The following is a 24,424-nucleotide window of genomic DNA, read 5'->3' as shown; positions in this document are numbered from 1 at the left end:
TCACGGCTCCGCCCCCTGGACGATGACGCCGTACCAGCCGAGGCCCGCATAGGTTTCGTAGCCAGGCGTCCGGTGAAACGCCGTGACGGCGCCCGAGCGCGGATCACGGTCCGCGCCGCTCGCACGGCCCGCCTTCTGGAGGGGCAGGACTTCTTCGAGGACGCCGCGCCCGTCGGAGGCCGCAAGAACCCGGCACCGGGCATCGACGAGGAGCACCCGGGTCCGGCCCCGATCCTCCGGCGCCACCCGCACACCCTCGACGATGGCGCGCGCCTGCGCCTCCCAGTCGAAATGGATGGCCAGCACGCCGACGGGCCGCCCATCGCTCACGCCGCCCGCCCGAATACCGGCGCAGTAGGTCGCCACCTGGGCGTTGCCGAGACGCGGCTGCCGCGCGACATCGGCGGCGACGTAGGAATCGCAGTCCCGCAGGCCGGCGGCCTCGCGGAACCACGACTCGGCCGAGACGTCCCGGCCGACCACGTCGTGGAACCGCTCCGGGCGGCCATGGGCGACGACGATACCCTCCGGCGAGCACAGCCACAGGTCGAGGTAGACCGTGTAGGCGTCGAGGATCACGCCGAGGCGCGCCGTCGCGTGCGCCACCCTGTCGGGCGTCGGGGCAGTGGCGCACGCCACCATGGCCGCATCGGTGGCCCACCAGCGCACGTCGCAGGTGCGCTCGTAGAGGTTGCGGTCGATGAGTTCGACGGCGTTCAGGGCGAGATCGATGAGGCGGTCGTCGCGGGTGCGGGTCGACAGATCCTCGACCTGGGCCTGCAGCCCGGCGATCCGGTCGGACAGCTCGGCCTCGAGTGCTCGGGCGATGCCCTCGACCTCGCCGCCGATGGCCCGGACTTCCTGGGCGACCACGGCGAACCCGCGTCCCATCTCGCCCGCCCGCGCCGCCTCGATGAGGGCGTTGAGGGCCAGGATCTTGACCTGGCCGGTGATGCCCTGGATGCGGCGACTCTTCTCCGACGAGATGCGCTTGAGTTCCGCGATCTCCGCCGCGACGCCGCGCAGCCCGGTCCCGGAGGGGGACGCCACGGCTCCGTGCAGGAGGCTCAAACCCGACATCCATCTCTCGCTGGTCTTCGACACGCAGCGTCAGGTTGCGGGAAAACGCCTAAGATCGTGTTAAATCCGCCGCTCGCGGCGACTTGTATTTGTATTCTCGGCGTCCGAAGGTCTTATAGAACGGGACGATACTTCCGTGAAAAATCCCGAAGACAGAGTCTCGCGAGCGCCGGTGCGAATGAGGGTTCGGGCATCCGCAACCCCGCGTCGCCCCGAGCATTCCAGGGCAGCCCTCGAACGGAGACCTGCATGCGGATCGATCTCAACGCGGATCTCGGCGAGGGTTACGGCGCCTACACCCTGGGCGACGATCCCGCGCTCCTCGACATCGTCACCTCGGCCAACGTCGCCTGCGGCTTCCACGCCGGCGATCCGTCCATCATGGTCGCCACCGCTAGGGCCGCGAAGGCGCGCGGGGTGGCGCTCGGCGCCCATCCGGGCTTCGACGACCTGCGCGGCTTCGGACGGCGGGTGATCCGCGCCACGCCCGGCGAGATCGAAGCGGATGTCGCCTATCAGATCGGTGCGCTGCAGGCCTGCGCCGCGCTCGCCGGCCATCGCGTCACACACGTGAAGGCGCACGGGGCGCTCGCCAACCTGTCCAACGCCGAAGCCGGCGTCGCGCAAGCCATCGTCCGGGCGGTGCGCGGCGTCGATCCCGGCCTCGTCGTGATGGTGATGCCGGGCCTCGAAGCCGAACGGGCGGCCGAGGCGGCGGGCTTGACCGTGGCGCGCGAGATCTACGCCGATCGCGCCTATGCGGAGGACGGGCAGCTCGCGCCCCGCAGCCAGGCCGGCGCCGTCATCACCGACCCGGTCGAGGTGGCCGAGCGAACCCGCCGCATGGTGGAGGAGGGCGCGCTCCTCACCCTGTCCGGCCGCCGCATTCCCGTCGCCATCGACACGGTCTGCGTCCACGGCGACGATCCGCATGCGGTGGCGACCGCCGGCGCCGTGCGCCGGACCCTGGAGGAGGCCGGCTTCACCCTGGCGCCGTTCGTCGCCTGATCACGGAGCCGCGATCCAGAGCATCCCGCGGAGGGATCGTTTTGCGGCGCCGCACCGTTCCCCAGACGCGGCGCCCGATCCGAGGGCGGCCGGCGTAGCGTCGAGACGGAACCGGCATGGCGACGAGACCCACCACGAAACCCCCGCTGATTCCGCCGCGCCCGACCCGGATCGCCGCTGCCGAGACGCCGGCCCCGACCATGAGCTCGCCCCTCATCGTCGCCGCGCTCATCGTGACCGGCCTCTATCTCGGCCGCGACGTGCTGATTCCCATCGCCATCGCGATCCTGCTGTCCTTCGTCCTCGGCCCCCTGGTGAACCTGCTGCGGCGCTGGCACCTCGGGCGCTTCCTGTCGGTGGCCGCCTCGGTGCTGATGACGCTCAGCGTCGTGGGTGCCCTCGGCGCCCTCATCGGGGTCCAGCTCGCCGACATCGCCGGCGATGTCCCGCGCTACCGCACCACCATCGAGCGCAAGGTCGAGGGCCTCAAGGACACCCCGGCCGGCCGCATGGCCGAGTATGTCGCCGGCATCGGCCGGACCATGCATCAGGACGGCCCGAAGCCGGAGCCGAAACCCGAACCCAAGCCCGACGCGGCCCCGGCCGCCCCGCCGCCCGAGAAAGCGATCCTCGTCGAGGTAAAGGACCGCGCACCCGACGCGCTGACCATGGCGGGCACCCTGCTGTCGCCGATCCTGCATCCCCTCGCCACCATCGGCATCGTCTTCGTGGTGCTGCTGTTCCTGCTGATGCAACGCGAGGACCTGCGCGACCGCATGATCCGCCTCGCCGGATCGAGCGACCTGCACCGCACCACCGTCGCCATGGACGACGCCGCCAAGCGGCTCAGCCGCTACTTCCTCGTGCAGCTCGCCCTCAACGCCTCGTTCGGCCTCGTGGTCGGCGTCGGCCTCTACGTCATCGGCGTGCCGAGCCCGGTGCTGTGGGGCATCTTCTCGGCCCTGATGCGGTTCGTGCCCTATATCGGCGCCGTGCTGTCGGCGGTGTTTCCCCTGGCCCTGGCCGCGGCCGTCGATCCGGGCTGGACCATGGTGGTCGAGACGCTGATCCTGTTCGCGATCCTCGAGCCCCTCGTCGGCCACTTCATCGAGCCGATGCTGTACGGCCACTCCACCGGCATGTCGCCGTTCGCCGTCCTCGTCTCGGCCCTGTTCTGGACCTGGCTGTGGGGGCCCGTCGGCCTGCTGCTGTCGACGCCGCTCACCGTCTGCCTCGTGGTGCTAGGGCGCCACGTCGACAAGCTCGAATTCCTCGACGTGCTGTTCGGCGACCGGCCCGCCCTGACGCCGGTGGAGAACTTCTACCAGCGCATCCTCGCGGGCGATGCCGACGAGGTGCAAGAGCACGCCGAACTCATCCTCAAGTCCTGCTCGCTCGCGGCCTATTACGACGAGGTGGTGATCCGGGGCCTCGAACTCGCCGCCCGCGACGCGGCGCGCGGCGTGCTCACCACCGAGCAGAAAGCCGACATCCGCCAGAGTCTGGCCGGCCTCGTGGAGGATCTCGCGGAGCGCGAGGACGAGGGGGCCGAGCCTTCTGACGCCGAGGAGGCCCGGACCGGCATCACCGCGGCCTGGGCCGAGCCCGGAACCGTCCTGTGCGTGTCGGGGCGCAGCTTCGTCGACGAATCCGCCTGCGCGATCCTGGCCCAGCTCCTGCGGACGCGCGGGATCGGCGCCCGCACGGTACCGTTCGCCGAGCTGGCACGGGCGCGGATCGACACCTTCGATCCAGGCCCGGCGCGCCTCGCCTGCATCGTCTCGACGGCGATCAGCGGCGAGCCGACCCACCTCCGGCGGCTGGCCGAACGCCTGCGGCGCAAGCTGCCCCGGGCCCGCCTGGTCGTCGGCCTGTGGCAGGCGGACGAGAACGGTCTCGACGAGGCGGCCCAGCGCCGGGCGATCCCGGCGGACATGCACGTCACCTCCCTGCGCGGGGCCATCGACGCCATCGTGGCCGCCGCCGATCCGGCCACCCCGGACCCCGTGGCGGCGGAGCGTCCGGCCGCGCATCCCGTCGGTGCGCCCGTGCCCGTCTAGGTGCCGGGCGCCCGTCCGATCGCGGGTCGCGTGTCCGTCGGGACTTGACGGCGAGGCGTCGCGTCCGCTTCGCTGCCGTCAGGGTCCCGGACAGGAAGTTTCGATGAGCGTCGTCGATCTCGCGCGGTTCATGGACGATCTCGCCACCGAGTCCGGGCAGGCGATCCTGCCGTTCTTCCGCGCCGCCTTCGGCATGGACGACAAGGGCCATGGCGGGACCTTCGACCCCGTGACGGAGGCCGACCGCGCGGCGGAGGTGATCCTGCGCGGCCTGATCCGCCGCAGCTTCCCGACCCACGGCATCCTGGGGGAGGAGTTCGGTTCGGAGAACCTCGACGCCGAATGCGTCTGGGTGCTCGACCCCATCGACGGCACCCGTGCGTTCATCGCCGGCCTGCCGACCTGGGGCACCCTCATCGGCCTCACCCGGCACGGCGTGCCTGTCCGCGGCCTGATGCACCAGCCGTTCCTCGGGGAACGCTTCTCCGGCGACGGCGCCACGGCGCGGATGCGCTCTTCCCGGGGCGAGCGGATCCTGCGCGCCCGGCGCGGTACGGTCCTGAAGCACGCGCTGCTGGCCACCACCGATCCGCGCCTGTTCGCCGACGGCCCCGAGCGCGATGGCTTCACAGCCATCGAGGCGGCCGTGCGGATGTCGCGCTACGGCACGGATTGCTACGCCTATTGCATGCTGGCGGCGGGCCAGGTCGATCTCGTGGTGGAAGCCGGGCTCAAGCCCTACGACATCGTCGCCCTCATCCCCATCGTCGAGGGGGCGGGCGGCGTCATCACCGCCTGGGACGGCGGACCGGCCGCCGCCGGCGGCCGCATCGTCGCCGCTGGCGACCGGGCACTGCACGCCGAGGCCCTTCGTCTCCTCAACCCGTAGGGCTCATATCAAATCCGGCTGATCGCTTCGCGATGCGGATTTGAGCTTCGCTCAGGCGCCGCGCGGGCTGCCTGAGACTGTCTCCGAATGGATCATCCGGAAACAGTCTCAGGCATCGGTGTAGGCCCCGGCGGTCATGGTCGACTCGACGACGGTGCCAGGCACGAACGCGTCGAACGCCGCCCAGAAATCGTCCCGGATCGCGTCGGTCTCCGACAGGATCTCGTGGCGGGCGCCGGGTAGGACCAGGATGTGCGCCCCGCGCACCAGCCGGGCGAACCGCTCCGTCGCCCGCGTCTCGCAGACAGGGTCCGCCCCCGCGCCGACGACGAGGGCCGGGATCGCGATGGATGCGGCCACCCGACGGTCGCGCAGGCGCCGCATGGTGCGGAAGGCGCCCGCGAGCCACGCGATGGTCGGATCGCCCACGGCCCCGGCCCCGACGGCCCGCGCCGCCGCGGCGTTGCGGGCATAGCGCACCGGGTCGCTCGAGAGGCGGTTGCGGGCGAACGGCTTCGTGGCGATGGAGGTCGGCGTTCCGAACGGGATGTAGCGCCGGCCGAGGCCGAGGCGGTGGAGGATGCGCGCGAGCGCCGAGGCGCCGGCCGGCCAGCGCACCATGCGCAGGGCGAGCATCGGCGCCACGGTGACGATCCGGCTGAACGGCAGCCAGCCCTCGTAGGCCCCGGTAAAGGCCACGGCGCCGCCCATGGAATGCGCGAGACCGATATGCGGATGCGGCATCAGGGGCCGCAGGACCGCCTCCTCGACGGCCTTGAGGTCGCGTCGATAATCGTCGAACCGGGCGACGTGGCCCTTGTGCGCGTTGGCGACCTGGCGCTGCGATTCGCCCTGGCCGCGCCAATCGAACGCCACGACGGCGAAGCCGCGTCCGCGCAGATCACCGACCGTCTCGTAGTATTTCTCGATGAACTCGGCCCGGCCCTGCAGCAGGCACACGGTGCCCTTCACGAGACGGGTGGTGGGGCGCCAATGCGCGACCCGCAGCTCGACGCCGTCCTCGGTGCGGACCGCCTTCAGGGCGCCGCCGGGCGGGACAGGATTGTCGGGTGTTGAACCCAGCGTCAGCATCGGCCGATCCTCGTGCGGCAGGCCTTACCCCACCGGTGCGCCTCTTGTGCCATGCCATCCCTTCCGGCCTGTCACCACATCGAAAAAATTGCGAAAAACACCGCGACGCGCGGGTTTCAGGCTCTTGCGAAGACAAACGACTCCGCCAATATCACGGAGGCACCGGCCGTTACGGCGGTGCGACAGGTCCGGCCCTCGGGCGGACCCGATCTAAGCATGTTGCTTCTTATGGAGAATATGTCATGCGCCAGTTCGATCTTGCTCCCCTCTATCGCTCAACCGTCGGCTTCGACCGCCTGTTCTCGGCCCTCGACCAGTACGTCGCCGCCGATCCGGCCCCGACCTATCCGCCCTACAACATCGAACGCACCGGCGAGAACGCCTACCGGATCACGGTGGCGGTCGCAGGGTTCACGGACTCCGATCTCGCCATCGAGGTCAAGGAGAACGCGCTGACGCTGAAGGGCGAGCGTGCGACCGATCCCGACAAGCCGGTTACGTTCCTGCACCAGGGCATCGCCGCGCGCGCCTTCGAGCGCCGCTTTCAGCTCGCCGACTACGTCCAGGTGACGGGTGCGGTGCTGGAGAACGGCCTCCTCCACATCGATCTCGTCCGCGAGATCCCGGAGGCGAAGAAACCGCGCCAGATCCAGATCGCAACGGGTCGCGCGTCCGCGACCCCGACCATCGAGGGTTCGGTACAGCAGGCGGCGTAAACGCCGCTCCGCTCTCAAAGCCAGCGGGGCGCCCCGGCCGAAGGGCCGGGGCGCTTTCATTTCGAACCGTCAGGATTCGTCGTCGAAGCGGTCGCCGCGGCCCGGCTCCTTGCAGCGATAGCCGACGAAACAGCGCGGCGTGTCGCCCGCAGGGACGAAAGCCGGAATCGTGATCTCGGTGATCTCGCAGAAGCTGCGGTCTCGGACGAAGCGGTCGTAGGTCGGGCCGCCGGTGCCAAGGACGATGCCGCCCTCCCGCCCGACGATGCCTTTCGCCTGGGCGCAGCTCATGGTGGTGGTGGACGGCCGCTGTGCGAAAGCCGGGCTGACCGCGCCGACGCAGATCAGCGCGAGAAGTATGCGCGTCATGATCGATCCCTCACGCCGTGGACCCGTCCACGGCACATGGGAAAACGCTTCGCCGTGCCCCGTGATCCTGCGGCGGGACACCGCGCCGTCCTAGAGATCCCCGAAGATGAGCTGGCCCTGGGGGCTCGGACGCCGCGCCGGGGCCCCCGGCCGCGCGGCAGGCTTCACGCTGCGCTTGATTGGCGGACGTTTCGCCACGGGCTCGGCCCGCAGGCGGGCCTTGGCCTTGTCACGGGCGATGGCCTCTGGGGCGTTCGGATCGTCATCGAGCCACTTGCCGCGCTTGATCACCTCGTTGACCCGGCCCTGGTTGACCCCGACCTTGAAGGCGATCTCCTGTTGGGTCATGCCCGTGGAGGCGTGAAGGTCGAGGATGACGCGGGCGAGTTCGGGCGTCATCTTCTGCCCCGTGAGGCGGCGCGCCGGCTTGATGGTGCGGGTGGCGCGGTCACGCTCGCGCAGGCGCTCCAGCAGGGCGAGCGCCATGAGCATCCCGTGCTCGCGCAGCGACTCCTCGAATTCCTTCAACGTCGCCATGCTGGCTTCCTTGCCGGTGCCGGATCCGCGCTCGGATCTCGGACCGCCATACAAACGTGCCGCGCGCCGTGAAGTTGCGCGCAACGGGAACCGCATGGTTGAGCCTCCTGCCGCACCCTGACAACCGGCCAGAGCCGTCATCCACCGGTATTCGCGCGCCCGACGGCCGGGTTGGTCTCGGGCGTCACCTTCGGATAAACCCCGTCTCCACCCGCCGGAAACCCAGGACGCCGCCCGCGATGATCAGCCCGATCGTTTCCGTCTCCCGAGAAGGTTCGGCCCCCGGTGCGCCATCCCTGGTCGATGCCCTGGAGGGCGGGGCGGTCCTGATGTTCCCCGATCTCGACTTTCCGTTCAGCCCGTTCGAGGAGCGCTTCGTCGAACGGCCCTTCGCCGACGGCAAGGCGAAGAACGTGAACATCCGGGGCGAGGCCGCGAGCCTGCGGGGCGCGGCCGGCACCCCTGAGGAACAGGAGGCACTGCGCCAGCTTCTCATCCGCTACCGCGACTTCGCGGACGCCCTCATCGCCCGGTATCTCCCGACCTATGCGGGCAAGATCGCCCTGGCCGGCACCTCCTACCGCCCGTTCGAGGTGGACCAGCGCAAGCTGAGCTGGCGGCGCGACGACACCCGCCTGCACGTCGACGCGTTCCCGTCGAACCCCATCGGCGAGAAGCGCATTCTTCGGATCTTCCGCAACATCAACCCCGAAGGTCAGCCGCGCCTGTGGCGGGTGGGCGAAGACTTCGCCTCGATGGCCCAGAAGTTCGCGCCGAAGCTTCCGGGTTATTCGCCGCTCTCGGCGCGGCTGCTCGCGGCTCTGAAGATCACCAAGGCGCGGCGCTCGGAATACGACCACCTGATGCTGCATCTGCACGACGCTTTGAAGCAGGACATGGCCTATCAGGCCGATGCCCCGCAGGCCGACGTGCGCTTCGCGCCGGGCCAGACCTGGGTGACGTTCTCCGACCTGGTGATGCACGGCGCAATGGGCGGCCGCTACATGCTGGAACAGACCGCCTACCTCCGGGTCGCCGACCAGGCCGACCCCGAGCGCAGCCCGCAGCGCATCCTCGCCCGCACCCTCGGCCGCCCCCTGCGCTGACCCCTCCCCGAACAAAGGACCCGCCATGATCCTCGAAATCGCGCAGATCGACCTCAAGCCCGGCACGGAATCCGACTTCGAGGCCGGCATCGCCCGGGCCGCCGAGATTTTTCGCGACGCCAAGGGCTGCCGCAGCTTCGCCGTGCGCCGCTCCATCGAGAAGCCGCAGCGCTATCGCCTCCTCATCGAGTGGGACACCCTGGAGAACCACACCAAGGATTTCACCGGCTCCCAGGCCTGGCAGGATTACCGCGCCATGGTCTCGCCGTTCTTCGAGGCGCCGCCGAGCGTTGAGCACACGGAACTGACGCTTCAGGCCTTCTGACGCGAGACCGCTGACGCGAGACCTCACTGCCCGGAGTTGCGGACGATCATCTTGATGCGCGCATCGAGGTGGTTCCAGCGGGCGGCGATCCGGCGCCTGGCGCAGGCCTCGAACGAATCGCCCGCGAAGAAGCCGACATGGACCGACCGGTGCCGGCATTCGAGGAGCGGGGGCACCACGATCACCGCCGGAATCGGCAGGGACAGCAGGGCGAGATCGACGGCGAGGCCGAACTTCCAGCCGATCCCGCCCCGTTTCGGCTCCGTCGCGTGCGCCTCCCGCAGGCGCCGGCGCTCCGCGGCGAAGGCCGCGGCTCCGTCGCGGTCGGTGCGTCGCAACGGGGCCGGGTCGGCGAGCCCGGGTGGGCGTGAGGCGTCGGACGTGGGTGTCATGGCTGGGATCTCGCGATGGAATTCGGGCAAGCGGCCGGAACGGCCCAGGAGCGCTCACCGCCGGATCCGATACCGGTTCGGTAGAAAAGAACGCAGCAAAACAAAGACCTAACCATGTGTCCCGACCCAATGTGGTCGGGCGCAGCCCTAGCGCAGGGCGCCGGCGATGGAGCGGAAACGATCGTCCAGTCCGCGGATGTGGCCCATGACCGCCTGTCGGGCACAGACGGCGGCGACGAGGCCCTGCGGCAGGAAAACCGGCCTGGCGCCGGAGCCGCAGGGCATCAGCAGGGACGCCCCGAGGAAGCCGACCCCGCCGAGGAGCAGCACGAGCTTGACCGGGCCGGGCCCGCGGCGGCGACCGCGCATCCGCTCGGGCGCGCGGGATCGCACGGGCGCCGGCTCCGGCGCGCCGGGATCGTCGCGCGGGCCGAACTCGGCCTGATAGTAGCGCTCCAGCTTGCTCACTCTCATCCGGCCGCATCCCCGCCAAGCTTTGCAACCAGGAGGCGTCATGAATCGCTAAGTTTGCGATAACGCAACCGATCGACTCGTCGCGAGCGGACCTGCTCACGCGCGCCCCAGCGGGGTTCGAGGCGGAACCGGGGCCGCTTGTGCGAAACCCGCTTCGCATGCGCCGTGCGGCCCCCGGATGCCCGGTGACAGGGCCGTGCGGACTGCGTACCACGGTGTCAGGACACCCACCCGGAGCGATCCGCGCCGATGACTTCGCCCAAGACCCAGCGCCCCCTCCGCATCGGCACGCGCGGCAGCCCTATGGCCCTCGCTCAGACCGGGATGGTGCGGGACAAGATCGTGGCCGCCAATCCGGGGCTCGAGACCGAGATCGTGGTGGTCAACACCGTGGCCGATCGCATCCTGGACCGGCCGCTCTCGGAGATCGGCGGCAAGGGGCTGTTCACCAAAGAACTCGAACAGGCGCTGTTCGCCGACGTGGTCGACGTCGCCGTGCATTCCATGAAGGATGTGGAGACCTGGCTGCCCGAAGGGCTCGTGATCGCCTGCATCCTCGAGCGCGACGACCCGCGCGACGCGTTCCTGTCGCCGCGCGCATCCGGCTTCGCCGACCTGCCGTCCGGCGCCCGCATCGGCACCTCGTCCCTGCGCCGGGCCGCCCAGGTGCTCATGCGGCGGCCGGATCTCCGCATCGTCCCCCTACGCGGCAACGCCAACACCCGGATGCGCAAGCTGGAGGAGGGCACTTGCGACGCCACCCTCCTGGCCCTGTGTGGGCTGGAGCGCCTCGGCATGGCCGACATGGCCCGCTCCGTGCTCGCCGTCGAGGAGATGCTGCCGGCGGTGGCGCAGGGCGCGCTCGGCATCGAGTGCCGCGCGGATGATTCCGACGTGCGGGCCCTCCTCGCCCCCCTCGTCAGCGCACGGGCGACGGCCGAACTCGCCGCCGAGCGCGGCCTGCTCGCCGAACTCGACGGCTCGTGCCGCACCCCCATCGCGGCGCTGGCTCGCATCGACGGCGACAGCCTGTCCCTCGACGGCCTGCTGTTCCTGCCCGACGGCAGCGCGCACTGGGCGGTCCAGCGCGCGGGCTCCGTCGCCGATGCCGCCCGTATAGGCGCCGAGGCCGGCGCCGAACTGAAGCGCGCGGCCGGCGACACCTATTTCAAGCACCTGCAGTAGGGGCCGGACGGCCTCAGGCGAGGCTGCGTTCGATGGCTTCCTCGTCGCAGATCACGCCGGCCGCGCGGGCGTATTCGAGGCCGAGCGGGTGGGGCACCCGGGCCACAGGCGCCGCATCCGTGAAGGCGCCGAGGAACACCCGCATGACGTGGGCGACGGCCTCGGGCGTCACCGAGCGCAGATCCTCGGCGTAGTACCGGCCGGCATTGGCCGTGCTGGTGACGATCTCGTAGGCGGGGAAATACACCGCGCGCGGCGCGGCCTCGACCACCTCCTCCGCCGCCACTCGCAGGGCCGCCTTGCTGTAGGCGTTGGACACGAGCACGTGCCGGTCGGCGTAGGACGCGATAAGCGGCACCGGCGAGACCGTGAGGATCACCCGGGCGCCCGGATTCACCGCGAACAGCCGGTCGAGGAACGCCAGCATGTCGTCCCGCACGGCGCCCGCACGGGCGTTGACGAAGGCGTAGCGCGCCGGATCGAAGGCGTCGCCGATCACGCCCGGCGCCACGGGCAGGGCCGCCCCGTCGGCGCGATGCTCCCAGCCCTCCGTCAGCCCGAGGGTGAACACGAACACGTCGAGGTCCGCGAACATGGTTCGCACGGCCGCGAGGTGCGTTTCGCGCGACGCCAGGAGGGCCACTTCGTCCGCGAAGCCATCGGGCTCGACGGCGGGGCGGAACGGATCGACGAGGCGTCCGTCCGGCCGGGTCCACGCGGTCACCTCGGGGCGATAGGTGCCGTAGGCCCGGTCGAAGAGCTGGAGCAGTTGGCGCGCGGTGTAGACGTTGCCGGTGCGGGCGCAATAGGTGCCGTACTGGCGCGCCTCCGCCTCCGCCTCGGACAGGCCGGGGGGCGCCGGCTCGGCGAGGTAGCGGCCCAAGCCGGCCTCCGTGAGCGCCCGCGCCACGTGCTGCGCGAAGCAGCTTCCCGCGGTGGCGACCCGGGCCCCCGGCGGGATGAGAAACACCCCGCTCGGCCCCGGCGTCAGGGCGAAGGGCGGCACTCCGGCCACGGCCTTGCGCCAGAATCGCTCGGCCGGTAGATCGGCGTAAGGGTTCATCACCACGGCGGCACCTCTCATCCGTTCGCTCACAGGCTGGCCGCACCGGGCCGTCGCACGGGTCGAGACCCTCGCGCGATCCGTCTCATCGTTCAGATCTCGCGTCTGCTCTTGGTCGCCATCCTGGGCGGGACCATGGCGCCGGGCCGTCGCTTCGGGAGAGCCGGACCGAACGGGTCGCCGTATCGCCGTGCTGGGCAATTGCCAGGCCGACGGCATCGCACGCGCCCTCAGCCTGCTCCTGCCCGAGGCCCGCGTCAGCCTCGTCCCCCTGGCGACCCTGCGGCGGGACCATGCGACCCTGACGCACCTGCGCGACCACCTCGCGCCCTTCGACCACGTGTTCTCTCAGTTCTTCCCGGAGGGCTTCGTCACGGGCGGCAACGTTCACGCCCTGGCACAGGGGGATGCACGCCTACGCCTGTTCCCCACGATCCTGTTTCCGGCCTTCCACCCGGACATGGTCCATGTCGGCGATGTCGGCGCGCTGTCGGCGACCCACCTCGTGCGTTCGCCCATGGGGCCGTATCACTCGGCCATCGCCCTCTGCGCGTACCTCGAAGGGCGCACCGTGGCGGAGACCGTCCGCCTGTTCCGCGACGACGTCTACGCGCGGCTCGGCTACTACGACGCCTGGGACCACGCCAGCACCTACCTCCTCGGCAGCGCGCGCGACCTCGCGTTTCCCCTGGACGCGGAACTCGCGCGCTGGTCGCGGCGGGGCTGCTTCATGCACGTCCTCAACCATCCGAAGCTGTTCGTGCTCGCCGACATCGCCCACCGCCTCGCCCGCGAGGCGGGTCTCGCGCCCCTGTCCGTCGCGGCGGAGGACTATCTCGCCGACGACCTCGTGTCGGATGCGGTCTGGCCGCTCTATCCGGAGATCGCGCGGCGCTACGGCCTCCCGGGAACCACGCACTACAAGCCCAGGGAGCGGAAATGGGGCGCGGCCCCGATTCTGTTCGATCGCTCCGCCTTCGTCGCCGGCAGCTTTTCCGCCTACGCCCGGCATCCGGCGGACCGCCTCGTATGTCCGCGCGTCGCGGCCTGGCGGGCAGACCCGGCGGTGCGGGCTCTGTTCACCTGAATCCCCGGCCCCGGGCTATCCGGCGGCGCGCAGACCCGATGCGGCGGCGATGCCCCGGGCGAGTTCGGCGATGGGCTGCATCCGGAACGGCTTGGCGACGAACAGGCTGTCGCTGACGGCGCGATTGCGCGGATACGTGCCGCTGGAGGCATAGACCACGGGACGGCGGGGATGCAGCGCCCGGAACGCGTCGGCCACGCTCCAGCCGTCGACGAGGCCGGGCAGGTTGATGTCGGTGAACAGCCAGTCGATGGTCGGGCCGGTCTCGCGGATGGATGTCAGCGCCGCTTCGCCGCTCGATACCGCGACGACGCTCAGGCCACCCTGATCGAAGACACGGCTGAGCATGTCGAGCAGCAGGTAGTTATCCTCGACGATCAGAACCCGGCAGTGGGAATCCATCACCCGTCCCAACTCTTCGCCCCAACTCTTTGCAACGACGCGTCTATCCTGATAATGGTTAAGCCTCTTTCAACTCCAGCGGTGGCTTGACCGTGCCCGCATCCGCGCCTCCGATCGACAGCACGCAGGCCCTCGATGTTCCGTTCGCAGCGGGCATCGCGTCGCGGGTCGCCGGCGTGGTGCCGGTCTACGATCCGGCGACCCTGGCCGAGCTCGAAGGAGTGTTCGGCCAGGCGCGGCTGATGGACCTCCTGGGTCATCTCAGGATCGAGATCTCGCAGCGGCTTGGCTGGCCCGATACCGACCGCCTGGCCCTGCGCCACGATGCTCACACGCTGCTCTCGGTCAGCGGTTCGCTCGGGTTCTTCGACCTGTCGCGGTGCTGCCTGGAGATGGAGCAGGCCTGCCTCCTTGGAGCCGATCTGGCCACCCCTCTGAAGGCGGCCCGCGCCGCGGCTGAAGGGGCGATTGCGGCCATCTGCGCGATGGAAGCCGGCGCGCGGCCCGAGACCCCGTTGGCGGCCTGCGCCGCCTGACCGAACGCGGCAGATCCGGACCGGGCGATCGCACGGCCGCGAGGCCGACCGTTGCGGTGAAGCGACACGACTGCGCGAAAGATCGGGCTCGGTCGAACCGTCCCGACGCCGCCGTATTGTCGGATGACGATAGTCCCATCGGCATCGGCGTGCGGGCTCGCACGTCATCTGCCGCGAATCGATGGTGGAAACGCTCCGTCAAGGTTGACGGAACCTTCGCTTAACCTGCCCGGCTTAGACAACGGGGCTGAAGACACCGCACCAGCCCCGGATATCGGGCCGCGCCGCGCGCCGGCGCCGTTCGAGGAGAACAGGACCATGACCACGATCGCGCGCTCCCGCGTGTTCAGCCTCGCGACGGCGCTCTGCGCCGCGCTCAGCGTCGCCGCCTGCAGCAACGACAAGGATCTCGCCGACGCCTCTGGCTTCGGCGCCGGCGCGGGTGGGGCCTACGGGGCCGGGGCGGGCACGCCCGGCAGCGCCCAGGACTTCGTGGTCAACATCGGCGACCGGGTGTTCTTCGAATCCGATTCGACGGACCTGACGTCCACGGCGACGGCCACCCTCGACAAACAGGCGGCCTGGCTCCAGCGCTACCCGCGCTACACCTTCCTCGTCGAAGGCCATGCCGACGAGCGCGGCACCCGCGAGTACAACTTCTCCCTCGGCGCCCGCCGCGCCCAGACGGTGAACGACTACCTCGCCGCGCGCGGAATCGCCTCGGGCCGCATCCGCACGGTATCGTACGGCAAGGAGCGGCCGGTCGCCGTGTGCAACGACATCTCGTGCTGGTCGCAGAACCGGCGGGCTGTCACCGTGCTCGACCGCGGGGCCGGTTCCTGATCACGCGAGAGGCGGGCGCTTTCGGAAACGGGGCGCCCGCGTTTTGCCGCAATGCGGCACACCTGTTATGGGGCGGGAGGCCAGTCGATGGCCTTCGCGGGACACGTTCACCGGTGCCGATCGCCATGCTCCGTCGCCTCCTCGTCGTCACCTGCCTCGCGCTCGCGGCCCTGTCGCCCGCGGCGGCCCAGGACGGGTCCGATTTCGTCGTGCGCCTGAACCGGCTGGAGAACCAGTCGCGCCAGCAGGCGGGGCAGATCGAGACGCTCCAACACGAGAACCGCCAGCTCAAGGAACAGCTTCGCAAGTTCCAGGAGGATGTCGAGTTCCGCCTGCAGGAGGCCAAGGGCGGTCGCGGTGCGGCATCCCCGAGCGGCAATCCGGCGCCGCAGAAGCCGGCCAAACGCAGCGACGCCTTCGATCCCGACCAGAACCCCGGCCGACCGGGCGCACCGATGCAGCTCGGCACCACGACGCCCTCGAACGCCATGTCGTCAAACGCCATGTCGTCGAACGCCATGTCCGCGGCGCCTTTGGCCGAGGCGCCCCGCGCCCGCACGGTGCCGCCGACGGTGGTGGAGGCCGACGACGAGGAGCCCGGCCTGTCGCCGCCCGGCTTCGGCGGCCCCGTCGATCTCACGCCGCCGTCGCGTGTACCGACCACGGGCGCCATCGCGGCGCCGGCCCGCCCGGGCGTCGCCGCCACCGCCACGGGTGACGCCCGCGCCGATTACGAATCGGCCTACGCCTACATCCTGCAGCGGCAGTACGAGCAGGCCGAGATGGGCCTGCGCCAGTTCATCCAATCCCACCCGCGCGACGGGCTGGTGCCGGCGGCGACCTACTGGCTCGGAGAGAGCTACCTCCAGCGCAATCGCAATCGCGAGGCGGCCGAGCAGTTCCTGAAGGTGTCGACGGATTACGCCCGCTCGGCCCAGGCGCCGGACGCGATGCTGAAGCTCGGGACCTCGCTCAACGCCCTCGGCGCCCGTGAGCAGGCCTGCGCGACGCTGGCCGAACTCGAGCGCAAGTTCCCCGGTGCCGCCCCCTCCGTGCGGCAGGGTGTGGCCCGCGAGCAGAAGCGCGCCCGCTGCGCGGCGTGACCGCGCCGGACTTCGACCCTGCCGCCATCGAGGCGGCGCTCGCTCCCTACGTCGCGCCCGCGATCCCGCATGGCGGCGTGCTGCTCGCCGTTTCGGGCGGTCCCGATTCGACGGCCCTGATGCAGGCCGCCAAGCAGGCCCTCGAGCGGGTCGGTCCCACGATCCCGCTCCACGTCGCCACCGTCGATCACGGGTTGCGGTCCGCCTCGGCCGTCGAGGCGGAGGGCGTCGCCACCCTGGCGCGGGACTTCGGACTGCCGCACCGCATCCTCGCCTGGACCGGCCCGAAGCCGGCCCACGGCCTCCAGGCGGCGGCGCGCGGGGCGCGCTACGCCTTGCTGGGCGCCCACGCGCAACGGCTCGGTCTCGATTGGGTGCTCACCGGACACACCCGCGACGACCAGGCCGAGACCGTGCTGATGCGCCTGCTGGCCGGGAGCGGCCCGGCGGGTCTCGCCGGCATGCGGGCCGTGCGTCCCCTCGTCGGTCGGGTCCGCCTCGGACGACCGTTCCTCGACCTGCCGAAAGCCGGCCTCGTGGCGTATTGCATCGCCCATGGCCTCACCCCCATCCAGGATGCGTCGAACGCCGATCCCCGCTTCGCCCGCGCCCGGCTGCGCCGCCTCCTGCCGGACCTCGCCCAGGCGGGCTTGAGCGACGCCCGCCTGACGCGACTTGCCGCGCGGTGCGCCCGCGACGACGCAGCTCTCACCGAGGCCGCCCGCGCCGCCTACGTCACGGCGCACCGTCCGGCCGATGCTCCCACCCTGGTCCGCCTCGACGCATCGGGGCTGGCGAACCTGCCGGACGCGGTCCTCATCCGCGTCGTCGCCCTGGCCCTCGCGGAGGCCGGGGCGGGACGGCCGCGCCTGGAGCGAATCGAATCCCTCGTGCTCGACGCCCTGCGCCCGGCTCTTCGGGATCGGGCGCCCCTGCGCCGGACCCTGGCGGGCCTGCTGGTTTCCCTGACGCGGGGGAGGGGGTTCACCCTCGCGCCGGCACCGGCCAGGACCGGCGGCGACGGGGCTGGGGACCGCCTTGCCGCAGGAGTACGCGATTTACTTGGCAAGGGGGGCGGGGCTGCCTACATTGGCTCGGAGTGTCCGGACTGATATCCGCCCCATTCGCGTCGCGGGCCCGGATGCCCCCCAGGGATTGATCGATGAACCCGAACTTCCGCAATTTCGCCTTGTGGGTCGTCATCTTCCTGCTCGTGCTCGCCCTCGTGACGCTGTTCCAGAATCCGGGACATCGCGGCGGCGGCGCCGAGATCGCCTACAGCCAGCTCTTGAACGATGCCGATGCCGGCAAGATTCAGACGGTGGTGATCTCCGGGCAGGACGTCAGCGGCTCCTACGTCGGCGGCGGCAACTTCACCTCCTACGCGCCGAACGACCCCGGCCTGGTCTCGAAGCTCCAGAGCAAGGGCGTGCAGATCACCGCGCGGCCGCCGTCGGACAACACGCCGTGGTTCATCCAGTTGCTCGTGAGCTGGCTGCCGATCCTCGTGTTCATCGGCGCCTGGATCTTCCTCAGCCGCCAGATGCAGTCCGGCGCGGGCCGGGCCATGGGCTTCGGCAAGTCGAAGGCCAAGCTCCTCACCGAGGCGTCGGGCCGCGTGAGCTTCGACGATGTCGCCGGCGTCGAGGAAGCCAAGGAGGACCTGCAGGAGATCGTGGAATTCCTGCGCGACCCGCAGAAGTTCCAGCGCCTCGGCGGCCGCATCCCGCGCGGCGTTCTCCTCGTCGGCCCTCCCGGCACGGGTAAGACCCTGATCGCCCGGGCGGTCGCGGGCGAGGCCAACGTGCCGTTCTTCACCATCTCGGGCTCTGACTTCGTCGAGATGTTCGTCGGCGTCGGCGCAAGCCGCGTCCGCGACATGTTCGAGCAGGCGAAGAAGAACGCACCCTGCATCATCTTCATCGACGAGATCGACGCGGTGGGCCGTCATCGCGGCGCCGGCTTGGGGGGCGGCAACGACGAGCGCGAGCAGACCCTGAACCAGCTCCTCGTGGAGATGGACGGCTTCGAGGCCAACGAGGGCGTGATCATCATCGCGGCCACCAACCGGCCCGACGTCCTCGACCCCGCCCTCCTGCGTCCGGGCCGCTTCGATCGCCAGATCATGGTGCCGAATCCCGATGTCGTCGGCCGTGAGCGCATCCTGCGCGTCCACGTCCGCAAGGTGCCGCTGGCACCGGACGTCGACCTCAAGGTCATCGCGCGCGGAACCCCGGGCTTCTCGGGCGCCGACCTCATGAACCTCGTCAACGAGTCGGCGCTCCTGGCGGCGCGTCGCGGAAAACGCATCGTCACGATGCACGAGTTCGAGGACGCCAAGGACAAGGTGATGATGGGCGCCGAGCGGCGCACCCTGGTCATGACCGAGGATGAGAAGCGTCTCACCGCCTACCACGAGGGCGGCCACGCCATCGTCGCCTTCAACGTGCCGGCCACCGACCCCGTCCACAAGGCGACGATCATCCCGCGCGGCCGGGCCCTCGGCATGGTCATGCAGCTGCCCGAGCGCGACAAGCTGTCCATGAGCTTCGAGCAGATGACCTCGCGTCTCGCCATCATGATGGGCGGCCGCATCGCCGAGGAGATGACCTTCGGCGCCGACAAGGTGACCTCGGGCGCCCAGTCCGACATCGAGCAGGCGACGCGTCTCGCCCGCATGATGGTGACCCGCTGGGGCTTCAGCCCCGAACTCGGCACCGTCGCGTACGGCGAGAACAACGACGAAGTGTTCCTCGGCATGTCCATGGGCCGTCAGCAGACGGTCTCGGAAGCCACCGCCCAGAAGATCGACGCGGAGGTCCGCCGCCTCGTCGAGACCGGTCTGGAGGAGGCCCGCCGCATCCTCGGCGAGCACAAGGACGACCTCGAAGCCCTCGCTCAGGGACTACTGGAATACGAGACCCTGTCGGGCGACGAGATCAAGAATCTCATCGCCGGCAAGCCGCCGGTGCGCGATTCCGGCGATGGTCCCTCAAGCACCGTCCGGGGCTCGTCGGTTCCCTCCGCCGGTCGCGGCCGGCCGCGCGAGACCGATGGCGGCCTGGAGCCACAGCCCCAGGCCTGAACGCCTCGAATCCCCTGGGATAAGCCCGTGAGCCCGCCCCCCGGCGGGCTCACGCATGTCCGGGCCGCGTTAACCGTGCCGGGATAGCCTCGGAGGCGGATTCCGGGCCCACCGCAGCAGACAGCAGACGGATCGCGAACCCATGTCGCGCAAGTATTTCGGCACCGACGGCATCCGTGGGCGCGCCAACGGCGTGATCACGCCCGAACTCGCCCTCAAGGTCGGCCAGGCCGCCGGGCTCCTGTTCCAGCGCGGCGACCATCGTCACCGGGTGGTGATCGGCAAGGATACCCGCCTGTCGGGCTACATGATCGAGACGGCCCTGATCGCCGGTTTCACTTCGGTCGGCATGGATGTGCTCCAGCTCGGTCCGATGCCGACGCCCGCGGTCGCCATGCTGACGCGCTCCATGCGGGCCGACCTCGGCGTGATGATCTCCGCTTCCCACAACCCGTTCGAGGACAACGGCATCAAGCTGTTCGGTCCGGACGGGTTCAAGCTCAACGACGACGTGGAGCGCGCCATCGAGGCGCTCATCGACGGCGAGATGCACAAGCGGCTGTCGGGCTCGCGCGATCTCGGCCGGGCAAAGCGCATCGAGAGCGTGCATGCCCGCTACATCGAGTTCGCCAAGCGCTCGCTGCCCCGCAACGTCACCCTCGACGGTCTGCGGATCGTGGTCGATTGCGCCAACGGCGCGGCCTACCGCGTCGCGCCCGAGACCCTGTGGGAGCTCGGCGCCGAGGTCATCGCCATCGGGGTCGAGCCGGACGGATTCAACATCAACCAGGATGTCGGCTCGACGGCGCCGGCGGCGCTGGCCGCCAAGGTCCGGGAACTCCGCGCCGACATCGGCATCGCCCTGGACGGCGACGCCGACCGGGTTCTCATCGTCGACGAGAAGGGCCAGTCGGTGGATGGGGACCAGCTCATGGCCGTCGTCGCCCGCTCGTGGAAGGAGGACGACCGCCTGACCCAGCCGGGGCTGGTCGCGACGATCATGTCGAACCTCGGCCTCGAGCGCTACCTCGGCGGCATCGGCCTGTCCCTGGCGCGCACGGCGGTGGGCGACCGCTACGTCCTCGAGCACATGCGCGAGCACGGCTACAACCTCGGCGGCGAGCAATCCGGACACATCATCATGTCCGACTACGCCACCACCGGCGACGGTCTGGTGGCCGCCCTGCAGCTCCTCAGCGTGGTCAAGCGCTCCGACCGGCCGGTCAGCGAGGTCTGCCACTGCTTCGATCCACTGCCGCAGATCCTGCGCAACGTCCGCTACCGCGCAGGCGAGCCGTTGCGGGCGGATTCGGTCGTGACCGCCATCGCGCAGGCCCGCGAGCGCCTCGGCAACGACGGTCGCCTCGTCATCCGCGCCTCGGGCACGGAGCCGGTGATCCGCGTCATGGCCGAGGGCGACGACCGCGCCCTGGTATCGGAGGTGGTCGACACCGTCGTGGACGCCGTGGCCAAAGCCGCGGCCTGATCGCCCTCAATCCCCGTCGAGGGCCGCCGGCGCCACGTTGCGCCACGCCGCCAGCAGGGCGTCGCGCAGCACCGCCTCGTCGGCGTCCCACAGGTCGAGGTTGGTCCAGCCGCGCCGCCCCCATGCCCCCGGCACGGGCGCGAACAGGTCCGGCGCCTCGGCCAGCAGGTGTTCCTGGTCGCCGGGCGTGAGCTTCAGGACGACCCGCTCCTCCTCGACCCACAGGGTCGCGAAGATCCGGCCGCCGATGCGAAAATCGGGATGCCCCTGATGCGCGGCCTCGACCACGCCGGGGAGCAACAGGGCAAGGGCACGGACATCCTCGGGGCGCATCGCCGCGTGTCTACACAGGTGCAGGTTCAGATGCACCGGTCCGGATCGACGCCGGCCTGCCCGCCTGACTTGACCCGGAGTCTCCACTTGTCTCGTGATAGTCCGGCAAGGATAAGATTTAACGTTAAGCCTGATTTAACCCCGTTGCGCCAATCATGCCTTCGTCATCCGAGCCGGCGCCTCGTCGCTCCCGGCAAACGGTCGAGTGAAGGACTGAATTCCATGCGCCGCTCCAAGCTGTCTGCCTTGGTGCGCTCGTTCACGCTCCTTGCGAGCGTGGGAGCGCCCAGCCTCGGATACGCCGCCGACCTGCTTCCCCCCCTGCCGCCCGAGCCGCTGCCCCCGCCCGTCGAGATCGGCGGCGGCTGGTACCTGCGCGGCGATATCGGCGTGGGTGCCGCGAGCTACGAGAAGGTGGTGACCACCGTGCCGGGCAAGGCACTGCCGCCGAACTACGAGATCCACCAGAAGAGCATGGGCGACCAGTTCTTCGGCGGCGGCGGCGTCGGCTACCAGTTCAACGGCTTCCTGCGTGGCGACATCACCGGTGAATTCCGGGGCGGCGGCCGCTTCTCCTTCGTCGAGAAGTTCGATCTGCCCTACGGCAACGGCGTTCCGGCCAAGGGGATCGACTACGACCAGGGCAACCTTTCCACCGTGGTCGCCATGGCCAACGGCTACGTCGATCTCGGCAGCTGGTACGGCGTGACGCCCTTCATCGGCGGCGGCGTCGGCTCGGCCTTCCACACGGTGCACGGCTTCAATGACACCGGCGCCGGTTCGGCCGCCGGCGGCTTCGGCATCGCCGCCACCAAGCGCACCACCAACCTCGCCTGGGCGGCCATGGCCGGCCTCGGCTACAGCGTCACGCCGAACCTCAAGCTCGAACTCGGCTACCGCTACATGAACCTCGGCCATGTCGGCACCGGCTCGGTGAGCTGCTTCAACGATCCGGGCTGTGCCGGCGCCTCCTACAAGCTCAAGGAAGTCACCTCCCACGATGTGCGCATCGGCATGCGCTGGATGCTCGGCGGTATCGTCGCCGCTCCGGTCATCGCCGATTACCAGCCCGAGCCGGTTCCGCTGATCCGCAAGTACTGACACACCCTTGGGCGTCACAGCGCCCATGACCAAGACGGCGCGAACCCTCCGGTTCGCGCCGTCTTGGTTTGCGACAGCAAACCTTCGCCGCAATCGCGTTAAGCTTAATCCGCTCCTAACCTTCCTCTCCGATACTCGCGCACATGACGACAGCCAGGTCGGTCCCTACGGGTGCGTGCCGCCCGGGACAGGGTGCAAACGGTTCGGGGACAGCATGACACAGCAGACGCGCCCTTCGCATCGCGCCCATGGGCGGACGTGCGCCGCGGTCGCCGGATCGGCCTTGACCCTGATGTCGCTCGCAGCCCTCGTGCCCGCGTGGGGCGCCGACCTGCTGCCGCCCCCGCCGCCGGAGGCCGCCCCCGTGCCCATCGGCGGCGGCTGGTATCTCCGCGCCGATTTCACCGAGAGCTTTCCGCTGCGCCCGACGGACGCGACGCTGCCCGATCCCAACGATCCGGGCATGCCGCCCCTGGTGCGGCGGACCCTGAGCCGCGAGGCCGGCTACGGCGGCGGCGTCGGCTACCGCATAAATCCCTGGCTGCGCGTGGACGCCACCTTCGACCAGCGCCAGGATTCGACCTACAGCGCGTACTCGTCGCGCACCAACTTCGCCACGGGCTACAACGTCGAGGCCGGGCGCCTCGGCGCACTCACGGGCCTCGTCAACGTCTACGCCGACCTCGGGACCTGGTGGGGCCTGACCCCGTATATCGGCGCCGGCGTCGGTTTCGCACGAAACGAGTTTCGCCGGGGCTACACCCAGACCACCTGCCTCATCGACGCCTGCGACGGCGGGCCGGGCGCGGGCCCACGCCCGGCGGTGATCCGGCCCAACCGCTCCGTCACCAACCTCGCCTGGGCGCTCACGGGCGGCGTCGCCTACGAGCTCGGCGCCGGCTTCAGCCTGGATGCGAGCTACCGCTACGTCGATCTCGGGCGCGCCGAATCCGGCCTCGACGCCTTCCGGTCCGGCAGCAGCCTCAAGGATCTCGCCGCCAACGAAGTCCGCGTCGGCCTGCGCTATGCCTTCCGCGACGGCATTCCGAGCCTGCAGGGACTGCCCACGGTGTGGAGCAGCGGAAACCCCTACGAGTAGGCCCGGCCGGCTTCGGAGACCGAAACGCTCCGTTAAGGTTACTCAAGTACACATTCCAGAACAGGCTCAGTAAAAACCCAGTCGATCTGACGCCTTGAGGACGACATCGATGCGGACCCTGACCCTCGCGCTCCTGACGACGCTCGCCCTCGGCGCCGGCTCCACCGCCGGCGCCGCCGACCTCGATTACGGCGTCCTGCGCGGCCCGGACTACGAGCCGGCGGCCCCGATCATCGATTGGAATGGCGTGTATGTCGGTGGGCATGGCGGCTATACGTCGGCCGCGCTCCAGCAGAAGAACGTCTTCCAGGATATCCTGGCCCTCCAATTCCGAGCACGCGATATCGAAAGCCAGTTCTCGGCCTCGAATCTGCTAGCGATACCTTCGACGCGTATCGAAGGAACGAGCTACGGTGCGTTCGCCGGATTCAACTATCAGTTCGACGAAGCCGTCGTCGGCATCGAAGCGGACTACACGCGTTTCAATCGCACGGGCGTCGCATCGAACGGCATCGGCCGAATTATGATGACATCCGGCGGCATTGCGGAAACGGTCAATCTCTTTGGTGAATCCACCACAAAAATCGAAGATTATGGAACTATTCGTGCGCGTGGTGGCTGGAGTTTTGGCAGCTTTCTTCCCTTCGTCACAGGCGGCGTTGCGATCGGCCGCGCCATCGTTACGGACCAAGTCCTGGTACAGAACTATGGATACGATGCCAGAACTTATGCAGCCAACCAAGCTCTGACTGCGGGAGCACCGGCTTACGTGTCCCGTCACGATTACCTCAGCTTCAACCCGGCTTATCCTGGCGTTCAATCATCCCCCAACGGAGCGTTGCAGACCGTCCCCGCGGCTCCAGTTGCGATTTCCAAGGGGCCGACGGAGAAGATCGTCGGCGGCATCGCCCTTGGCGCGGGCATGGAATACGCCCTGACGCAGAACATTCTCCTGCGGGCCGAATATCAGTACGTGCTGTTCAACGATTTCGACGGCCACAAGGTCAATCTCAACACCGTGCGCGGCGGTGCGGCCGTGAAGTTCTGATTGTG

General features: G+C 69.8%; 26 protein-coding genes. 17 read left to right on the top strand and 9 right to left on the bottom strand.

Annotated elements, in window-relative coordinates; translation table 11 throughout:
* On the bottom strand, nucleotides 1-1,080 hold the full coding sequence (locus tag ASF22_RS25155; RefSeq protein WP_082483463.1) for a methyl-accepting chemotaxis protein: 1,080 nt from the start codon (nucleotides 1,078-1,080) through the stop codon (nucleotides 1-3).
* Nucleotides 1,081-1,329: 249 nt separating this feature from the next.
* Between ASF22_RS25155 and ASF22_RS02240 the strand changes: the two genes are divergently transcribed.
* The 3 genes from ASF22_RS02240 to hisN all read left to right on the top strand — a co-directional run bounded on the left by ASF22_RS02240 (nucleotide 1,330) and on the right by hisN (nucleotide 5,037).
* Entirely contained in the window at nucleotides 1,330-2,088 is a 759-nt protein-coding gene (locus ASF22_RS02240; RefSeq protein ID WP_056261022.1) for a 5-oxoprolinase subunit PxpA, read from the top strand.
* A 116-nt stretch (nucleotides 2,089-2,204) separates the two neighbouring features.
* Complete coding sequence (locus ASF22_RS02235) at nucleotides 2,205-4,148, top strand: AI-2E family transporter (RefSeq protein WP_056261020.1); 1,944 nt, start codon at nucleotides 2,205-2,207, stop codon at nucleotides 4,146-4,148.
* Nucleotides 4,149-4,251: 103 nt separating this feature from the next.
* Nucleotides 4,252-5,037: a histidinol-phosphatase gene (hisN, locus tag ASF22_RS02230; protein WP_056261018.1), complete on the top strand. Its 786-nt coding sequence runs from the start codon at nucleotides 4,252-4,254 to the stop codon at nucleotides 5,035-5,037.
* 108 nt (nucleotides 5,038-5,145) lie between these two features.
* On the opposite strand, the gene ASF22_RS02225 is transcribed toward hisN, so the two are convergent.
* Nucleotides 5,146-6,129: an alpha/beta hydrolase gene (locus ASF22_RS02225; protein ID WP_056261017.1), complete on the bottom strand. Its 984-nt coding sequence runs from the start codon at nucleotides 6,127-6,129 to the stop codon at nucleotides 5,146-5,148.
* A 242-nt stretch (nucleotides 6,130-6,371) separates the two neighbouring features.
* Here ASF22_RS02225 and ASF22_RS02220 point away from each other — a divergent pair, with 242 nt between their 5' ends.
* The gene (locus tag ASF22_RS02220; protein ID WP_056261015.1) at nucleotides 6,372-6,845 is read left to right on the top strand and encodes an Hsp20 family protein; all 474 of its coding nucleotides are present in this window, start codon (nucleotides 6,372-6,374) and stop codon (nucleotides 6,843-6,845) included.
* Nucleotides 6,846-6,914: 69 nt separating this feature from the next.
* On the opposite strand, the gene ASF22_RS02215 is transcribed toward ASF22_RS02220, so the two are convergent.
* Both ASF22_RS02215 and ASF22_RS02210 read right to left on the bottom strand, forming a co-directional pair.
* Nucleotides 6,915-7,214 carry a hypothetical protein gene (locus ASF22_RS02215; RefSeq protein ID WP_056173260.1) on the bottom strand — a complete coding sequence of 100 codons (300 nt, stop codon included), beginning with the start codon at nucleotides 7,212-7,214 and terminating at the stop codon, nucleotides 6,915-6,917.
* Nucleotides 7,215-7,304: 90 nt separating this feature from the next.
* Entirely contained in the window at nucleotides 7,305-7,751 is a 447-nt protein-coding gene (locus tag ASF22_RS02210) for a hypothetical protein (RefSeq protein WP_056261013.1), read from the bottom strand.
* A 239-nt stretch (nucleotides 7,752-7,990) separates the two neighbouring features.
* Between ASF22_RS02210 and ASF22_RS02205 the strand changes: the two genes are divergently transcribed.
* Together ASF22_RS02205 and ASF22_RS02200 are read left to right on the top strand one after the other, a co-directional pair.
* Nucleotides 7,991-8,857, top strand: coding sequence for a Kdo hydroxylase family protein (locus tag ASF22_RS02205; protein ID WP_056261012.1), 867 nt, complete (start codon nucleotides 7,991-7,993; stop codon nucleotides 8,855-8,857).
* A 25-nt stretch (nucleotides 8,858-8,882) separates the two neighbouring features.
* Nucleotides 8,883-9,182 carry an antibiotic biosynthesis monooxygenase family protein gene (locus ASF22_RS02200; protein ID WP_056173271.1) on the top strand — a complete coding sequence of 100 codons (300 nt, stop codon included), beginning with the start codon at nucleotides 8,883-8,885 and terminating at the stop codon, nucleotides 9,180-9,182.
* A gap of 23 nt (nucleotides 9,183-9,205) precedes the next feature.
* Here the strand turns inward: ASF22_RS02200 and ASF22_RS02195 are convergent, their stop codons facing one another.
* Together ASF22_RS02195 and ASF22_RS02190 are read right to left on the bottom strand one after the other, a co-directional pair.
* Entirely contained in the window at nucleotides 9,206-9,574 is a 369-nt protein-coding gene (locus ASF22_RS02195; RefSeq protein WP_156647589.1) for a hypothetical protein, read from the bottom strand.
* A 147-nt stretch (nucleotides 9,575-9,721) separates the two neighbouring features.
* Complete coding sequence (locus ASF22_RS02190; RefSeq protein ID WP_156647588.1) at nucleotides 9,722-10,048, bottom strand: hypothetical protein; 327 nt, start codon at nucleotides 10,046-10,048, stop codon at nucleotides 9,722-9,724.
* 249 nt (nucleotides 10,049-10,297) lie between these two features.
* On the opposite strand from ASF22_RS02190, the gene hemC reads away from it, so the two are divergent.
* Nucleotides 10,298-11,233: a hydroxymethylbilane synthase gene (gene hemC / locus ASF22_RS02185; RefSeq protein WP_082479229.1), complete on the top strand. Its 936-nt coding sequence runs from the start codon at nucleotides 10,298-10,300 to the stop codon at nucleotides 11,231-11,233.
* A gap of 13 nt (nucleotides 11,234-11,246) precedes the next feature.
* On the opposite strand, the gene ASF22_RS02180 is transcribed toward hemC, so the two are convergent.
* Entirely contained in the window at nucleotides 11,247-12,296 is a 1,050-nt protein-coding gene (locus ASF22_RS02180; RefSeq protein ID WP_056261007.1) for a GSCFA domain-containing protein, read from the bottom strand.
* 190 nt (nucleotides 12,297-12,486) lie between these two features.
* On the opposite strand from ASF22_RS02180, the gene ASF22_RS02175 reads away from it, so the two are divergent.
* On the top strand, nucleotides 12,487-13,383 hold the full coding sequence (locus ASF22_RS02175; protein ID WP_056261004.1) for a WcbI family polysaccharide biosynthesis putative acetyltransferase: 897 nt from the start codon (nucleotides 12,487-12,489) through the stop codon (nucleotides 13,381-13,383).
* Nucleotides 13,384-13,398: 15 nt separating this feature from the next.
* On the opposite strand, the gene ASF22_RS02170 is transcribed toward ASF22_RS02175, so the two are convergent.
* On the bottom strand, nucleotides 13,399-13,785 hold the full coding sequence (locus ASF22_RS02170; RefSeq protein WP_056173286.1) for a response regulator: 387 nt from the start codon (nucleotides 13,783-13,785) through the stop codon (nucleotides 13,399-13,401).
* A 92-nt stretch (nucleotides 13,786-13,877) separates the two neighbouring features.
* Between ASF22_RS02170 and ASF22_RS02165 the strand changes: the two genes are divergently transcribed.
* The 6 genes from ASF22_RS02165 (at nucleotide 13,878) to glmM (ending at nucleotide 20,838) form a co-directional block, all read left to right on the top strand.
* The gene (locus tag ASF22_RS02165; protein WP_244474184.1) at nucleotides 13,878-14,321 is read left to right on the top strand and encodes an Hpt domain-containing protein; all 444 of its coding nucleotides are present in this window, start codon (nucleotides 13,878-13,880) and stop codon (nucleotides 14,319-14,321) included.
* A 318-nt stretch (nucleotides 14,322-14,639) separates the two neighbouring features.
* The gene (gene pal / locus ASF22_RS02160) at nucleotides 14,640-15,164 is read left to right on the top strand and encodes a peptidoglycan-associated lipoprotein Pal (RefSeq protein WP_056261003.1); all 525 of its coding nucleotides are present in this window, start codon (nucleotides 14,640-14,642) and stop codon (nucleotides 15,162-15,164) included.
* A gap of 125 nt (nucleotides 15,165-15,289) precedes the next feature.
* On the top strand, nucleotides 15,290-16,267 hold the full coding sequence (gene ybgF, locus ASF22_RS02155; protein ID WP_056261240.1) for a tol-pal system protein YbgF: 978 nt from the start codon (nucleotides 15,290-15,292) through the stop codon (nucleotides 16,265-16,267).
* A complete protein-coding gene (gene tilS, locus ASF22_RS02150; RefSeq protein WP_244474183.1) occupies nucleotides 16,264-17,379 on the top strand; it encodes a tRNA lysidine(34) synthetase TilS in 1,116 nt (371 codons plus the stop codon). Before ybgF ends, tilS begins: the two co-directional genes overlap by 4 nt.
* Nucleotides 17,380-17,429: 50 nt before the next feature.
* Nucleotides 17,430-19,352: an ATP-dependent zinc metalloprotease FtsH gene (gene ftsH, locus ASF22_RS02145; RefSeq protein WP_056173293.1), complete on the top strand. Its 1,923-nt coding sequence runs from the start codon at nucleotides 17,430-17,432 to the stop codon at nucleotides 19,350-19,352.
* Between the two features lie 142 nt (nucleotides 19,353-19,494).
* Nucleotides 19,495-20,838 carry a phosphoglucosamine mutase gene (gene glmM / locus ASF22_RS02140; RefSeq protein ID WP_056173296.1) on the top strand — a complete coding sequence of 448 codons (1,344 nt, stop codon included), beginning with the start codon at nucleotides 19,495-19,497 and terminating at the stop codon, nucleotides 20,836-20,838.
* A gap of 6 nt (nucleotides 20,839-20,844) precedes the next feature.
* On the opposite strand, the gene ASF22_RS02135 is transcribed toward glmM, so the two are convergent.
* Nucleotides 20,845-21,171 carry an MmcQ/YjbR family DNA-binding protein gene (locus ASF22_RS02135; RefSeq protein WP_056173299.1) on the bottom strand — a complete coding sequence of 109 codons (327 nt, stop codon included), beginning with the start codon at nucleotides 21,169-21,171 and terminating at the stop codon, nucleotides 20,845-20,847.
* 222 nt (nucleotides 21,172-21,393) lie between these two features.
* On the opposite strand from ASF22_RS02135, the gene ASF22_RS02130 reads away from it, so the two are divergent.
* The 3 genes from ASF22_RS02130 to ASF22_RS02120 all read left to right on the top strand — a co-directional run bounded on the left by ASF22_RS02130 (nucleotide 21,394) and on the right by ASF22_RS02120 (nucleotide 24,419).
* Nucleotides 21,394-22,272 (top strand): outer membrane beta-barrel protein, encoded by an 879-nt coding sequence (locus ASF22_RS02130; RefSeq protein ID WP_056261000.1) that lies wholly within the window; start codon nucleotides 21,394-21,396, stop codon nucleotides 22,270-22,272.
* A gap of 292 nt (nucleotides 22,273-22,564) precedes the next feature.
* Nucleotides 22,565-23,371, top strand: coding sequence for an outer membrane beta-barrel protein (locus tag ASF22_RS02125; protein WP_244474186.1), 807 nt, complete (start codon nucleotides 22,565-22,567; stop codon nucleotides 23,369-23,371).
* A gap of 109 nt (nucleotides 23,372-23,480) precedes the next feature.
* A complete protein-coding gene (locus ASF22_RS02120; protein ID WP_056173308.1) occupies nucleotides 23,481-24,419 on the top strand; it encodes an outer membrane beta-barrel protein in 939 nt (312 codons plus the stop codon).
* The last annotated feature ends 5 nt before the right edge of the window (nucleotides 24,420-24,424 follow it).

Origin of the sequence: Methylobacterium sp. Leaf87 (genome assembly GCF_001422775.1) — a bacterium.
Taxonomy (GTDB): Bacteria; Pseudomonadota; Alphaproteobacteria; order Rhizobiales; family Beijerinckiaceae; genus Methylobacterium.
This window is presented reverse-complemented; position numbering and strand designations above follow the sequence as displayed.